Source organism: Chitinophaga sp. HK235 (genome assembly GCF_018255755.1).
Classification (GTDB): domain Bacteria; phylum Bacteroidota; class Bacteroidia; order Chitinophagales; family Chitinophagaceae; genus Chitinophaga.
In genome coordinates, this window is sequence record NZ_CP073766.1 from 6,900,631 (window position 1) to 6,916,913 (window position 16,283).

Sequence of the window (16,283 nt, forward strand, 5' to 3'; positions counted from 1 at the left end):
ATTTTATTCGAAAATCAGTCCTTTGTTTGTATTAAAAGTAGCCTGAATCGGACAAAAATACAACGATTAGACAGAAAACCGGCGCTGTAGTATATTTATTTATTCACAAAGTGTCCTGATGACCACAGATATCTTATATAAATATTAATATTTTATTAATATATGACGGCGCTACTCCGTTTTTTTAAGAATTAATTTAAAACCCTGCAATTTATCCGCTTGTTATACGTCTGCATGACAGCAGGTGCCGGTTTTTAACTTTTCCTACCCGATTACTTGTGTTAAATTGCCGCTCATTTCTTTTTTATATTAATATTTTATAATGCGACCCGGACTGAATTCTATTATATTGGTTGTTTTTCTCCTCTTACTGGACATTTATGTGTTTCAGGCAGTAAGGGCCATGGTATATATGTCGCTGCCCAGGGTCCGCAACATTACCTATACCGTCTACTGGTTTATTTCCGCAGTATGCATCACCATGGTGCTATTGTTGCCTTATATCAACTGGCATAGCTGGCCCGCCCAGGTAAAGTCTTACCTGATGGCCATCTTCCTGGGACTGGTAGTGGCCAAACTGCTGGCAGTCGTATTTTTACTGATAGATGATGTGCGCCGCGGTATTGTATGGCTGATCCGCCGCTTTACCACTGAAAAAGACGTCATGCCCACAGAAGGCGTTGTCAGCGGACTTACCCGCTCACAGTTCCTGAGCCGGCTGGGACTGATCACCGGTGGTACCTTCTTTGCCACCCTGATGTATGGATTTTCCAACAAATACAATTACCGCGTCCATAAACTGAAACTGGCATTTAAAAACCTGCCCTCCTCTTTCAGGGGCCTGCGTATTGTTCAGATCTCCGACATCCACTCCGGCAGCTTCGCCGACCGCGAAGCCGTGATCAAAGGCGTGAATATGATCAACGCCCAGAAGGCTGATCTCGTGCTGTTTACCGGCGATCTGGTCAATGACCGCGCGGATGAAATGGCCCCCTGGATGGATGTGTTCAGCCAGATAAAAGCTCCTATGGGCGTGTATTCCACACTGGGAAACCACGACTATGGCGATTATTACCCCTGGCCTGATAAAACGGCTTCCGGTCATAGTGATATGCAAAAACAAAACCTGGAAAGATTGAAGGTACTGCATGGGGAGCTGGGCTGGAAACTGATGATGAACGAAAGTGTGGTACTGGAAAAAGGCGGCGACCAGATCGCGCTGCTGGGGGTGGAAAACTGGAGTGCCATTAAGCGCTTCCCTCGCCACGGTGATCTCCGCAGGGCCTATCAGGGCGTAAGCCATATTCCGTTTAAAATACTGCTCTCACACGATCCTACCCACTGGGATGCACAAATCAGACCCGAATATCCTGATATCGCACTCACCCTTGCGGGTCATACACATGGTATGCAATTTGGTGTAGAGATACCCGGCCTCAAATGGAGCCCGGCACAATACTTCTATAAGGAATGGGCCGGACTGTACAAGGCCGGCGAACAACGGCTGTACGTAAACAGGGGCTTCGGTTTCCTGGGTTACCCCGGCAGGGTAGGCGTACTCCCGGAAATTACCGTGATAGATCTGGTATAACCTTAAGCGCAAACAGCATTGGGATCGACAAAATTATCAGGAGGCAAAGTGATCAAATCCCAAAATATGCTATATTGTGGGCAGTATCTCTATATAATGCGCGTATTCCTGACATGTCTGCTACTGTTTTGCAGTGTTTTCGCCAATGGCCAATCTTTAGCGGAGGTGGAAAGGCAGTTGGATTCCCTGCTGAACGCCCAGCGGAAAAGTGAAATAGTGGCAGCGCTCAGTTACGGAAATAATCCCGCCTACGGCAACAAAGTCGCCAACTTCGAACAGCCCCTTGTCATGAAGCCCTTTCTTTCTCCTTCCCTGACATGGTATCATAAAAGTGGTTTTTTTGCCGGCGCCAATGCCTACTACTTATTCAATACCGAGAAAAATCACTGGTTTGAATGGGACCTGACTGCCGGATACGACTATACGAAAAATAAAAACTTCCAGACCGGTATTTCATATACACGTTACATTTTTACGGATTCCACGGATGTTCCTACTACACCGATCAAGAATGAACTGTATGCCTATTTTTATTACCGTAAATGGTGGCTGCAGCCGGGTATCAGCCTGGATTACGGCTGGGGTAAACATTCCACTAGCGGGTTGCGTAGCAGGGAAACCCTGCAGGGCAGTGACTTTAACGTAATCACTACCGTAAGACATTCATTTATTTTCGATGGGTTGTTGTGCTCCCGCGATGCCTTGTTGCTACTGCCTTCCATGTCATTGACCCTGGGCACGGCCAACTACTACAGTCAGTTGATTGCTTTTCGTTATGTGACCCGCTCTCCCAAAATGAAATTTGATAAAGTACATCCCGGTAAAGTGCTGAACTTTGAAGATCATACCGGTTTTGAACCCCGTGCAGTAGACTGTACGATCAATGTATCCTACCTTGTAAATAAATTTACCATCTCTCCCGCCTTCACTGTTTTTAAGCCACTCACCGGCGTAGACCAGCATTTGATGAGTTATTTCACCGCAAGGCTGGCGTATAGTTTCTAATATTGTTAACAAATAGCACGGAATTTGTATTTGAGGAATCTCCTTATTGAGATAGGGGTATTTTACTGTTCGGGCGTCTATAATTTTAACCATTACTAACAACATACAATTATGAAAAAACTGTTTCTCGCCGTTGCGATCCTGGCTACTACAGCTGTGACTACTACTGTTAGCGCACAAAGATTACTGCGCTTTGGTATCAAAGGTGGTGCTAATCTTGGAAAACTGGACGGAACCGGATTTCAGGATGGATTTAAATTAGGCTACCACCTGGGTGGTTTTGCACAGTTAAACCTGGTAAAAGGTTTTGGTGTGCAGGGTGAAGTGATCTTTTCTTCTACCAAAACTGAAACAACTGATAATTTCAGTGATATCTACAAAGATGTAAGCACTTCTGATAACCGTAAAAAAATAAACCTGAACTATCTGAGCATCCCGCTGCTGGCAAATATTGATCTGGGTACCCCTCGTCTGAAACTGCAGGTAGGTCCTCAGTTCGGCGCGATGGTAAGTGACAGAAAAGTTTTCGGCGCTGCCAATACTGCCTTTAAAGGTGGTGAAATTTCAGGTGTGGCTGGTCTCTGGCTGCAACTGCCTATCGTAAATGTCAGTGCCCGTTACATCATTGGCTTTAATGACGTAAAAGGTATCAGCAGCGTAGCTAATAGCAGCAACTGGAAGAACCAGGGCATTCAGCTGGGCGTTGGTGTTACCCTGTAATCATACAGGTAAGCTAAAGGACTAGCCCGAAGCAAAAGCCAGGGAGCGATGATCAGCGAATGATCATCGCTCCCTGGCTTTTTTGTCTGAAAAAATATTGTTTCCTTGCGTCGCTTTGTATTGTTATACGAAATGACCTGCCATCCAGTCACTTGGCATTAAACTTGACAATATAGGAAAGCATAAAAAAACGGGGGTTTAAACAGAATTTTCTGACATAATGTCCTCCGGGCTTTAAATATCTCAGATGAACAGATTTTATTTAGGAAATTCGGAAGATGAAATGGAGTTCATGCCTATTATCCCTTTGAATGAAGATGGGGAAGGTCAGGAGGATGAGCGTATTCCCGATGAACTGGCATTGTTGCCATTACGAAATACAGTATTATTTCCCGGTGTAGTATTACCCATCACAGTGGGCCGGGATAAATCCATAAAGGCAGTTAATGATGCGTACAAAGCTGACAAATTGATCGGTGTAGTAGCGCAAAAAGACAGTACGATAGAAGACCCGAATGTTGCCGATCTTAGCGATGTGGGCACGGTAGCGCGTATTGTAAAACTGATCAAGATGCCGGATGGTGGTACTACCATCATCATACAGGGTCGCAAACGTTTTAAGATAAAGGAGATCGTATCAGAAGATCCTTATTTCAAAGCACAGATAACCGTTTTACAAGACGAGGCTGCAGAAGATGATTCTGAGTTTGAAGCTTATATTTCTTCTATCAAAGATCTGGCAGCACAGATTATCCAGTTGTCTCCCAACCTGCCGTCTGAAGCCAGCATCATCCTGAAAAATATTGAGAATGCCTCTTTCCTGGTGCATTTTGTTTCTTCCAACCTCAATTCTGATCTGAAAGACAAACAACAGTTGCTGGAAATCAACAATCTGCGCACCCGTGCAGAGCTGCTGATGAAACTGTTGCAGACAGAACTGCAGCTGGCTGAACTGAAAAACAAAATCACCAATAAAACAAAAGCTGATCTCGACAAACAACAGCGCGATTACTTCCTGCAACAGCAGATGAAGTCTATCAAGGAAGAACTGGGCGGAGATTCCAATGATCGGGAGATCAAGGAAATGAAGCGCAAAGCGGAAGAAAAGAAATGGCCTGTCGCTGCTGCTGAAGCTTTTGCCAAAGGTATTGAGAAACTGGAACGCATGCATCCCTCCACACCAGACTACAGCGTGGTGTACAACCACCTGGACCTGATGCTGGACCTGCCATGGGGAGAATACACGACTGACAGCTATGACCTGAAAAAGGCCAAAAAAGTACTGGACCATGACCATTATGGCATGGAGAAAATCAAGGAAAGAATACTGGAATACCTGGCCGTGCTGAAACTGAAAGGCGACATGAAGTCACCTATCCTGTGTTTTGTAGGCCCTCCGGGCATCGGTAAAACCTCACTCGGACGTTCTATTGCCAATGCAGTAGGCCGTAAGTATGTAAGGCTGAGCCTTGGTGGTTTGCACGACGAGAGCGAGATCCGCGGACACCGTAAAACTTATATCGGCGCTATGCCAGGCCGTGTAGTACAATCTATCCGTAAGATCAAGTCATCCAACCCGGTGATGATCCTCGATGAAATTGACAAGATCGGCAACGATCTGCGTGGCGATCCTAGCTCCGCACTGCTGGAAGTGCTGGATCCTGAACAGAACGGCACCTTCTATGATAACTACCTGGAGTTGGAATTTGACCTGAGCAAAGTGTTGTTCATTGCTACGGCCAACAATATCAGCGCTATTCATCCTGCATTGCGCGACAGGCTTGAAATCATCGATCTGAGTGGTTATTCCATTGAAGAGAAAACGGAGATCGCCAAACGTCACCTGCTGCCTAAGCAAAAAGATGCTCATGGTCTGGCAGATGCGAAATTCAAAATCGCCAATAATGTAATAGAATATATTATCGCCAACTATACCCGGGAAAGTGGTGTGAGAGAGCTGGACAGGCAATTTGCGGCCATTATGCGTAACCTCGCCAAACAGGTAGCGATGGAGTATAAATTGTCCGACAATATTACTACCGCAACTGTGGAAAAGATCCTGGGCAAACCACGTTACTCCAACGAAATGTACAAGGTGGGCAACCCGCCGGGGGTAGCGGTAGGACTGGCCTGGACTTACGTAGGCGGCGAAATTCTGTTTATCGAGAGCAGCCTCAGCGAAGGTAAGGGAGATCTGAAACTGACGGGGAATCTGGGAAATGTGATGAAAGAGTCTGCTGTAACGGCGCTGACATACCTGCAATCCAATGCCTCGTTGCTGAAGCTGGATCCAAAGATTTTTAGTACTAAAAGTGTGCATGTGCATATACCGGAAGGTGCGGTGCCCAAAGACGGTCCCAGTGCAGGTATCACTATGCTCACGGCGCTGACTTCCGTTTTCACAGGTCGTAAGGTAAAATCCTATTTGGCCATGTCCGGGGAGATTACTTTAAGAGGTCTGGTACTGCCAGTGGGTGGAATAAAAGAAAAAATTCTGGCCGCCAAAAGGGCAGGTATCCGCGAAATTATCTTATGCTGGCAGAATGAGAAAGATATAAAAGACATAAATCCGGCATATATCAAAGGGATGAAATTTCATTATGTGAAAGAAATGAACCAAGTGCTGGAAATTGCGTTATTAAAGAAGTAAATAACGAATAACGCCATTTTGTTGCCAGTCCTGGTAGCAATTTTTAAATAATTCATATCGGTTTTGTTGTGACCCCGGTATGAATATCATGTTGATTGTTTTAAGGGTTCTTTGAAGCCATTCCTCTCAGCGGAATGGCTTTGAAGTTTAAGGGAGATGAGTGCTGCTGATGCATGATTAGAATGATGAGTGAAGAGAATAAGTTATCATTTACCATAAAGGAGAAAGCCGTTTGATATATCATCAAACGGCTTTCTCCTTTATGATAATTCTTTATAATCTTCAGTTATTTCCACTGATCTTCAGGCATCAGGCCTATCAGCATCATCAGCATTCATCGCCGTTTCAGTCGATTAATTGTCTTTTATACAATTGTATCGTGTTTTCCAGACCGAAATAGAGCGCATCTGCAACGAGGGCATGACCGATAGATACTTCCTTAAGCTGTGGGATATGCAGTTTAAAGAAGCGGAGGTTGTCCAGGTTGAGGTCATGGCCGGCGTTAAGATCGAGGCCTATGGCGGTGGCAGCTCGGGCTGTATTTTTATAATCGTTGAAGAGCTGGAGGTTTTGTTGTTGGGTGCGGGCATTCGTATATTCTTCCGCGTAGGGGCCGGTATACAGTTCGATACGGTCGGCACCGGCGGTTTTGGCGCCTTCTACCTTGTCAGGCTCAGCGTTGAGGAATATAGATACTCTGATGCCGGCTTTTTTCAGTTCTGTGATAACATCCTTTAATTGTGACTGATTGCGGATGGTATCCCAGCCGGTATTGGAGGTGATGGCATCCGGTGGGTCGGGTACCAGGGTACACTGGTGTGGTTTAACGGCCAGTACCAGGTCCATAAATTCCTGGGAAGGGTATCCTTCGATATTGAATTCAGTGGTAACGATGGGTTTAAGGTCTCTTACGTCCTGGTAACGGATGTGGCGTTCATCCGGGCGGGGGTGTACGGTGATACCATCGGCGCCGAAGCGTTCGCAGTCCTGGGCCACTTTCAGAATATCCGGGAGATTGCCGCCGCGTGCGTTTCGCAGGGTAGCAAACTTGTTGATGTTTACACTCAGCTTTGTCATGTTGCAAAAATACGCTAAAAAGAATGAACGATGTATTCAGGGGATTGAATAAAAGGGGAAGACCCGGGCTATGAGTGGCCCGGGTCTTCTCTTTGTTATTTGAAATACTAATTGCTTAGTACCTGTAGTAGTCTGGTTTGAATGGACCTTCAACCGGAATGCCGAGGTATTCAGATTGTGTAGGGGTGAGTATGTCCAGTTCCACACCGATTTTTTTCAGGTGCAGGCGGGCTACTTTTTCATCCAGGTGTTTAGGCAGTACGTAAACTTTGTTTTCGTACTTGTCTGAATTCAGCCACAGTTCCAGTTGGGCCAGGGTCTGGTTGGTGAAAGAGTTACTCATTACGAAGGAAGGGTGACCGGTAGCGCAACCCAGGTTTACCAGGCGGCCTTCGGCCAGCAGGATGATATCTTTACCGTCGATGGTGTATTTATCTACCTGAGGTTTGATTTCCACTTTGGTATTGCCGTAGTTTTTGTTCAGCCAGGCAACGTCGATTTCGATGTCGAAGTGACCGATGTTGGAAACGATACATTTATCCTTCATCAGTTTGAAGTGTTCGCCATTGATGATATCGCGGCAACCGGTAGTGGTAACGATGATATCAGCTTCTTTTACGGCGTCGTTCATTTTTTTCACTTCGTAACCTTCCATAGCAGCCTGTAAAGCGCAGATAGGATCGATTTCGGTAACGATTACGCGGGCGCCTGCACCTCTGAGGGATTCAGCGGAACCTTTACCTACGTCGCCAAAACCGGCCACAACAGCTACTTTACCGGCGATCATCACGTCAGTGGCGCGACGGATAGCGTCTACGCAGGATTCGCGGCAACCATATTTGTTATCGAACTTGGATTTGGTAACGGAGTCGTTGATGTTAATGGCAGGCATAGGCAGCGTACCGTTTTTCATACGCTCGTACAGACGGTGAACACCAGTAGTGGTTTCTTCGCTGAGACCTTTAATGTGTTGGATCAGCTCAGGGTATCTGTCGAATACCATGTTGGTGAGGTCACCACCATCGTCCAGGATCATGTTCAGCGGGCGCTCAGCGCTACCGAAGAACAGCGTCTGTTCGATACACCAGTCAAATTCCTGCTCATTCAGGCCTTTCCAGGCAAATACAGGTACACCGGCAGCAGCTACAGCAGCAGCAGCGTGGTCCTGAGTAGAAAAGATATTGCAGGAGCTCCAGCGTACTTCTGCACCCAGATGTACCAGAGTTTCGATTAATACAGCAGTTTGAATGGTCATATGCAGACAGCCGGCAATACGGGCACCTTGCAGTGGCTTGCTGTTGCCATATTCTTCCCTCAAAGACATCAGTCCGGGCATTTCAGCTTCTGCCAGCTCTATCTCTTTACGACCCCAGGCCGCAAGTGACATATCTTTTACCTTGTAGCCAAGGTTAAAGTCAATGTTAGATTTCGCAATTGTAGACATTAAAATGGAGTTTTTTGCAAATCTAGGGTTATTTTACCTTTTTACATAATAACCGCTGCCGTTTGGCCTCATCGTCTCCTAAATATTTGCTAATCATTATTTTGTGGATGTCCTCTGTTTTCTAATTTAAATTTAATTTGATTAAATATAAATTATATTATAAGTTTGCTAATTAAAATATATGATTTTATAGTTAATTGTTTGGTGGTAAAGAACAGTTAGTAGGGTATAAACAATTATTAAAACATCATAATAGGCGCAGCCAGTGCGTCTTATACCTTGCCATGTTAGGGTATTTTAAATTTCAGATGATTGCCGGCAACAGGTTTTTCAGTTTCATCGCATGAAAGTTTTTATGCAAAAATTGCCGGGAGAGCCAATTTTATAGGCATATAGGGTTTTACAAAGGACTGTATCTTAATTTCTTGACTAAAAAACTATATGTATAAATAGAAATTTACATACGCATATGTTAGTCCTGTCCTATCCTACGAAAATTAAAGTACGTCTATTGCCGGAAGGCAAAAACATGCTCAGGCGTTGCGTTACCTTATTGATAGCAATACTGCTTATCAATACAGGCATCATGGCACAGCTCCGCGTTATAAACCCCACAGGAGGCAACACTCTCAGCGATGGCCTCCGCCTGGAAGTCGATGATGTTAAAGGCAGAATACAGGTCTTCAGAAATGGGAAAACAGAATCCTATGTGGCCAACGGAGAAAAGGGCTTCGGCGACTATGTCCGCGTAAAGCACAGCACCACCGCCATGACGGCCTTGCAGAGTCTTGATTCCACCGTCTGTTATGTCTCTCCTCTGATAGGAAAAGGAACAACAGCAGAACCTTACCGCGTTTTTGTTTTTAATAAGATATCGGATAAAAAGCCAATCGTCAATCCAACCCTGGACAGCGTAGCGCCTATCTATATCACCCGTACCATCAGTTACGTGGTCCCCAACAAATATTTCACTGTAGATTATTCCTTTAATGGCCCCAACCAGGGCTACAACATGCTGCTTTACCAGGAAGAACACCTGGCTATGCAGCAGGACCCTAACTTTGCCTATACAGGACCTGCCTATAAAGCAGGTGTACCGGGATATTGCTCTTATGGCTTTAAACAGGCTGCAAACCAATACGTTGGTGTATACCATTTTGCCGGAGAATGTGGCATTGCCGAAACATTTACGCATAGTATCATTTCAGTAGGAGCTTTATCTAGTTATGCTGTTGCCAACAACGCGACCCGGGGGAGTACACAGAACAGTGGTATGTCCAGCACCTACCCCTATAGTAACATTGTAGGGCAGCCCTATACAACCAACGTAGACAGAGCCCTTTACGCACAAACCATCCTCAATAATAAACTGCTCAATACTACCATGGGCACCAGAATTGCGGTGGGATACGGAGAAGATGACACCTTCGCCGATTATGACGCTATACATACTACCATTGGACAAACACCTACCAGCAACGGTAGCAACCCTGTCACCGTGGAATTTGCCGGTGATGCCGGCGACCCGGAGGGTAATACCGGTAATAATCACGCTCCGCAAAGCCTCAAGCTGAAAGTGACCGGTGGCGTGCTCACAGCCCCTGTGTACATGGAAATGAAAGTAGTGGCTGTACCAGGAGAACTACACCCTGCTGTGGAAAACCAGGACTTCACCTACTCCATGGGATTCATCATCCCCGCAGGCGATTATACCCAAGCTGCCAACCAGCTGGTGCCCGTAACCAATGTGACTATCATCGGAAACAATAAACTCGAATATAGCCGTAAGCTTACCCTCGCCCTGCAGGATATTTCCTGTAACGCGCAGGTGGTACTGGGTACTCAAAAACAGGCTACCTACACCATCATTGATGATGAAGACCGTACCCTGACACTCACCTTCGATAAAACGTCTTTCCTGGAAGGAACTAGCATCACGGGTACGCTTTCCCTGCCTGGTACGGTAACTGAAGATACCTACATCGATCTGTCTGTGCTGACAGGTAATACTGCCACACCGGGCGTGGATTTTAAATTGCCTGCGCCTCCCCGCGTAATGATCGCAAACGGATCCGGAAGTACCACTTTTACGATCACGGGAGAACCAGACCTGATACTCGAACCCGATGAAACCTTTAAGGTAAAAGCTGATGCCATGGTGCTCGGAATAACTTCTTCCGCAACAGGGCCACTGCTTACACTAAACGATGATACCCGCAACCACATAGAAAATATTACGCTCGGCGTGACCGTCACTCCGGCAGATCCGGATCCTGCGTATCCGGCGCTTACCTTTAAGGAAGCATATACCGGTACACTTAATGTAAGCTTACCAGCAGGTGTTTCCACTGTTACACCGATTACCGTCAACATTAGCAAAGCAGGAACCGCCACAGAAGGAAATGATTATACACTGGTCATACCGGCTAACACCATCTCTGGCAGCACACCGGTGAGCGGTACCCTTACCCTCATCAACGACGGCAGGATAGAAGGAGATGAAAACATTAAGATCACCGGTACTGCTACAGATGGTACTGCCACCGCTTTTGTGGTAACACCGGCCACCATCACCATCAAGGATGCCCAGTTGCCACTGACAGATCCGGTGTCACTCCATCTCTCTACCAATGATATTAATGAAGGGGATGCTGGTGCAAAATGTTGGATAGAATTGCCTGCGGGCATTGTAGCTACGGATATCCAACTGGATTTCGACATCTCTACCGTCACTGGTACTACGGCTTTATCCACTTCCTACGCCGGACTGCCTGCTTCCATGAGCATACCTGCCGGTAGCAAAGCATCTACACAATATACCATTACTGCCGCTCCCAACAAGGTACTGGAAGATGACCGCGCGGTAGTGATCCATGCGGCCACCGCTACTACCACCACGCTGCCAGGTATTACCACCGGCGCCGATGTGACACTCAATATCCATGATAAAACAGATCCTGCCGGCGCATCAGTGGTGATCGCTCCGGTAACCACACCATTGCCGGAAGGTCAGGCTACAAAATTCACCATCGGCCTCACCAATGGTTTCAGTTCTGCCAAAAAAATAAGCGTCACACTGGCACCCAATCCTGTTGGCACAGAAGCTACCGCGGCGGATTATACAATGGTAGGTGGTATCCAGGTGATAGAACTGCCTGCCTATACTACCGGCACCTACACCACACTGACAGATGTCGTGTCTGCCAATACAGACATGGTGATTGAGAAAGATAAAAAACTGATCTTCACCGGTACCGCTACCGGCTATACGGTGCAGGATGCTGTGATGACCATTCAGGATGAAACCAGAAGGAACACCGCCAATACAAAAGTATCACTGACCGTTCCTCAAACCACCGTCACAGAAAATAGCACCACTACCATCAAGGCTAGCCTGCCTGCTGGAGTGACCACCGAAATACCCATTACCGTAGATCTGAGTGCAATAACGGGAACGGCTACACCAGTAACGGATTTTACATTAGACAACACGATTCAGATTACTGCCACTACTCCTGAACCAGTGGCCACCCTGAATGTGCGGAAAGATGACCTGGTGGAAAATCAGGAAGATTTCACCGTTACACCAACTATCAGCGACGCTTACGCCACCACTTATACCAGTGTTCCTGCTACGTTGACGTTTACCATTCAGGACTATGAGTATCCGCTGCTGGCCACCAATCCTATTATATTGAGTGCGACACCTGCTACAATACTGGAAAATGATCCAACCGGTGCAACACTTACAGCTACTTTACCTAATAACTGGAAAACAGCTATCCCGCTGGATGTACAGCTGGTTAAAAACAACAGTTCTACTGCCGCAGATGATCGTCATACTTCCATCCTCAATCAAAAACTGACTATCCTGCCCACATCCGGCACTGCTTCCATGCAGATACTGGCTACCGACAACGATGTGCTGGATGATGATGCCGACCTGGTAATAGATGGTAATCCCGGTAATGTTGTATTGCCCGTTACCAGCACCACCATTCATATTGCAGATAATACCATCAATAAACCCAACGCCAGAAACATTACACTCACAGCCAGCAAAACGCTGATACCGGAAGGAGAGAAGCTGAGTGTGACAGTGTCCCGTTTGTACACTTCTTCCAAAAAAGTAAGTGTGCAGCTGACTGTAGATCCTTCTTCTGAAGCCAGTCTCGCCAAAAATGATTATTCCATCATCAATACGATGCTGGAGCTGGACGCAACAGATAAAACCCGCACCTTCGATGTAATACAGACCAATACCGATAACGTACTGGAGAAAGATGAGTCTCTGTTGATCAAAGGATCACTGGGTACTTACATCATCAATAACCTTGATCTGAAAATCAAGGATATGACCAGGACCATCCCCGGCAATCTGGTACTGACACTGACCCCTTACAAAACTTTACATGCGCTGGAAGGAGAGGATGGTACCGTTCATATCAGCCTGCCTGCCAACATCACCACAGAAGTTCCGATCAGCCTCACACTGGCACAAACCAGCGGAACAGCGGAAGATGGAGCAGACTATACCATCCCTCATAACTTCAGCTTCAACAATGCCAACGATACGACCGTAGCCCTGAAGATCCTGCCAGATGACCTGCTGGAAGGACCGGAGAACCTGGTGATTTCCACTACTGCTACAGACGCGATCAGTGCCTATACCACCAATGACTTTGAGGTGAATATTGATGATGCCCAGTATCCGCTGGCTACCCCGATTCAGATCACCCTTACTCCGGGTGCTATCGATGAAGGCGGTGCCGGCGCTACCATAGGCGTGAAGCTGCCGGCTGGCATACGTGCCGGTAAAGCGATTACCGTTACCATTGACAAAGACGCCGCTTCCACTGCAGATATCAATGATTATAAAACATTTAACTTCCCATTCTCCGTTACCATACCGAAACTGGGCACCAGCGCTACGCATAACGTATTGATGGAAGCTATCCTCGACAAGGTCCTGGAAGATGATGAAACTGTGATCTTCAATGGAACAACCGGTGATGTAAACATGCCGGTAAAAGGAGATACGCTGGTGATCCACGACAGAACACATGATGATCCGACCACCGGTTATATTCACATTATTCCGGTAACACCCGGAACCAGGGTGAAGGAAGGAAATACCTATAATGCGAAGGTGTCCCTGGCGCCAGGTGTGACTTCCAGCAAAGCTATCACCGTGTCCTTGTACGCTGGTAGCGGCACACAAGCCAAAATATCCGACTATAGCGGTCTTCCGCCGACTGTCACCATACCGGCTCTGCAACCGGATGTGGCCTTCTCAGTACTTGCTGTGCCAGATAATATTATTGAGAAAGACGAGCTGTTACAGATTGTGGCGCAACCGCAGAACTTCGCAGGAATGAAAGGGGATACGCTGAACCTGATTATTGAAGATGTGACCCGTTTGGATCCCAATAACCTGAAAATGCAGCTGAAAGTGGATTCCACGATCCTGCATGAAGGCAGCTCTTCCAAAGTGACAGTAGGTTTTGTGAACAGTCTGATTTCTTCCGATGAAGACATTGTGATAAACATCAACAGGGATGCCGTGGCTTCCACCGCTGATGATGCAGATTACACCGGTTTGCCATCACAGGTAACGCTGCCGGCCCTGCAGAATAATCAGGTATTTACGCTGCAGATGATCGATGATAATATACTGGAAGGAGATGAAGTGCTGCAACTGAATGCACAGCTGGTAACACCGGGTTATACTATTAGCCAGCCTGCACCGGTTCTGATACCGGAAACCGGAAATATGAGCGTTCAGTTGCTGAAAGGTAACGATGCCGCAGAACCTGGCACCACCGGTAATTATATCCTGAAATTCCCTGGTAGCAGCACCGCTGCCGCCGATGTGAAAGTAGTGTTTTATGTAAGCAGCATTGCCGGTACTACCAACATAGCGCCGATACAAACATCCGCTACCATCCCTCAGGGTAAAAACAGTGTATCCGTTCCCGTGAATGTGATTGATAATAATGTGATAGAAGGAGATGAAGAAGTGAAGGTCGCGCTGATGCTGGCACAGATGAAACGGTTCAACAAAAACATTCCTTTCGATGTGAATGAAATGGACACTGTGCGTATGACTGTATTCGATGATGAAAGTTATGCTTCCGGGCCTAAAGCCGTGTCCAGAGAGATGATGGTGGAAAAAACAGCCGATGCTTCCGAGCCTGCTACTCCGGGCTATTTCAGAGTACATTTCACTGATGCCCAGCTGTCGGCTGTAAAAGATGTAACGGTAACTTACCAGGTGAGCGGTAACGCAGTACCGGATAGCCGTTACCGTAAGCTCAGCGGTTCTGTTGTTATCCCCGCCGGCCGCAATTATGCAGACATTAAAGTAGATCCGATTGATAATACCATTGTGGAAGGAGATGAAGATGTACAGGTACAGTTGCAAACTGTAAGCGGCAATATCCCGGGTGTTACCTGGCCTTTATCTGCCAGCAAGCAGGCCACTGTGCTTATCCATGATAATGATACCCTGGTAGTGGAAATATTTAATGATGGTTTGCCGGTAGCAGAAGGTAAGCCGGTAACCTTCAGCATCCGCTCTGTAAACAGCGCAGCGCGTGACCTGCCAATCACCTTCAAGGTAGAACAGGATGCCGCCAGGACCTTTACTGCCAGCAATGCCACTGTGAACGGTAATACCATTACCGTGGTGCTGCCAGCACTCAGCACTTCCCGCGACTTCACCATTACAGCGGTGGATAATGATACCAACGATGATGATGGTTTTGTGAAAACGACTATTCTGCCTTATGTAGGTGGTAGTGGTCTCCCGATTTACAAACCAGGTGCTAATAGTGTAGCCGAAACCGTTATCAACGACAACGACCCGCTGACACTTGCATTTGCCGCTGAAAAATTCAGCGTGAAAGAAGGAAATGCCGGTGAAACCACACCGCTGAACTTTATCGTGAAAATGAACCGTCGCAGCTCCAGGGATATTACCATCAAATTTGACTTTGAAGAATCCAAAGATGGGGTAAGTTATCCTTACCTCGATTTCAAAGCCACACCAGGCGAGGATTTCGATACTGCCGTTAAAAAGGCCGTTATACCTGCGTTCCAGCCGGAGGGTAAAGTAGTGGTGAAAATTTTTGGTGATGATAAATTCGAGCAGAACGAAACCTTTATTGTGAAGATGCTGTCTGCAACGGTGCCTTCCGGACAAAACACACCAACCCTCGGTGATCCATCCAAAGCAACAGGTGTTATCCTCAACGATGACGCGATGTGCAAAACCTGCGATACTGATGGTGACGGTCTGACAGACGAGCAGGAAGATATCAATGGTAACGGAGATCCTTTTGATGATGATACGGATGGAGATGGTATCCCTAACTTCCTCGACCTGGATTCTGATGGTGATGGTGTTCCGGATTCCGTAAGCCGTTTCCACCTCGACAACAGCCGCAAGATTGATTATATCGATGGTAAGGATGGTAAGATCAAGGTGCATCCGGCCATTTCACCCAACAACGATGGTCAGGGCAATGATCTCATGTTCATCCAGAATATCAATAAGTACCCGAAAAACGAAGTGGTGATATTTAACCGTTGGGGTGGCACTATATATAAAACAAGTAATTACGATAATCAGTCCAATAGTTTCAAAGGTAAAGCCAACACCGGCGGTCAGTCGGGTGCTGATGTACCGGATGGTTCCTACTTCTACCAGATCAATATCTGGGTGGATGGTAACAAGGTAGAGCGGTATACCGGCTTTATTGTCATCAAACGTTAAACTGATTATTAGTAACGAA

Annotated in this window: 7 protein-coding genes; 5 read left to right on the forward strand and 2 right to left on the reverse strand. The window is 46.6% G+C overall.

What is annotated here, in order from left to right; all coding sequences use genetic code 11:
- Positions 1-322 precede the first annotated feature (322 nt).
- From KD145_RS26420 to lon, 4 genes are all read left to right on the forward strand, one after another.
- Complete coding sequence (locus KD145_RS26420; RefSeq protein WP_212002811.1) at positions 323-1,591, forward strand: metallophosphoesterase; 1,269 nt, start codon at positions 323-325, stop codon at positions 1,589-1,591.
- Positions 1,592-1,756: 165 nt separating this feature from the next.
- A complete protein-coding gene (locus KD145_RS26425) occupies positions 1,757-2,596 on the forward strand; it encodes a hypothetical protein (protein ID WP_212002812.1) in 840 nt (279 codons plus the stop codon).
- Between the two features lie 111 nt (positions 2,597-2,707).
- Positions 2,708-3,316, forward strand: a complete 609-nt coding sequence (locus KD145_RS26430; protein ID WP_212002813.1) for a porin family protein — start codon at positions 2,708-2,710, stop codon at positions 3,314-3,316.
- Positions 3,317-3,563: 247 nt separating this feature from the next.
- Positions 3,564-5,966 carry an endopeptidase La gene (gene lon / locus KD145_RS26435; protein WP_212002814.1) on the forward strand — a complete coding sequence of 801 codons (2,403 nt, stop codon included), beginning with the start codon at positions 3,564-3,566 and terminating at the stop codon, positions 5,964-5,966.
- Between the two features lie 345 nt (positions 5,967-6,311).
- Here the strand turns inward: lon and KD145_RS26440 are convergent, their stop codons facing one another.
- Positions 6,312-7,043 (reverse strand): pyridoxine 5'-phosphate synthase, encoded by a 732-nt coding sequence (locus KD145_RS26440; RefSeq protein ID WP_212002815.1) that lies wholly within the window; start codon positions 7,041-7,043, stop codon positions 6,312-6,314.
- A gap of 115 nt (positions 7,044-7,158) precedes the next feature.
- On the reverse strand, positions 7,159-8,487 hold the full coding sequence (gene ahcY / locus KD145_RS26445) for an adenosylhomocysteinase (protein WP_212002816.1): 1,329 nt from the start codon (positions 8,485-8,487) through the stop codon (positions 7,159-7,161).
- A gap of 529 nt (positions 8,488-9,016) precedes the next feature.
- Between ahcY and KD145_RS26450 the strand changes: the two genes are divergently transcribed.
- The gene (locus tag KD145_RS26450; RefSeq protein WP_212002817.1) at positions 9,017-16,264 is read left to right on the forward strand and encodes a Calx-beta domain-containing protein; all 7,248 of its coding nucleotides are present in this window, start codon (positions 9,017-9,019) and stop codon (positions 16,262-16,264) included.
- Positions 16,265-16,283: the final 19 nt, after the last annotated feature.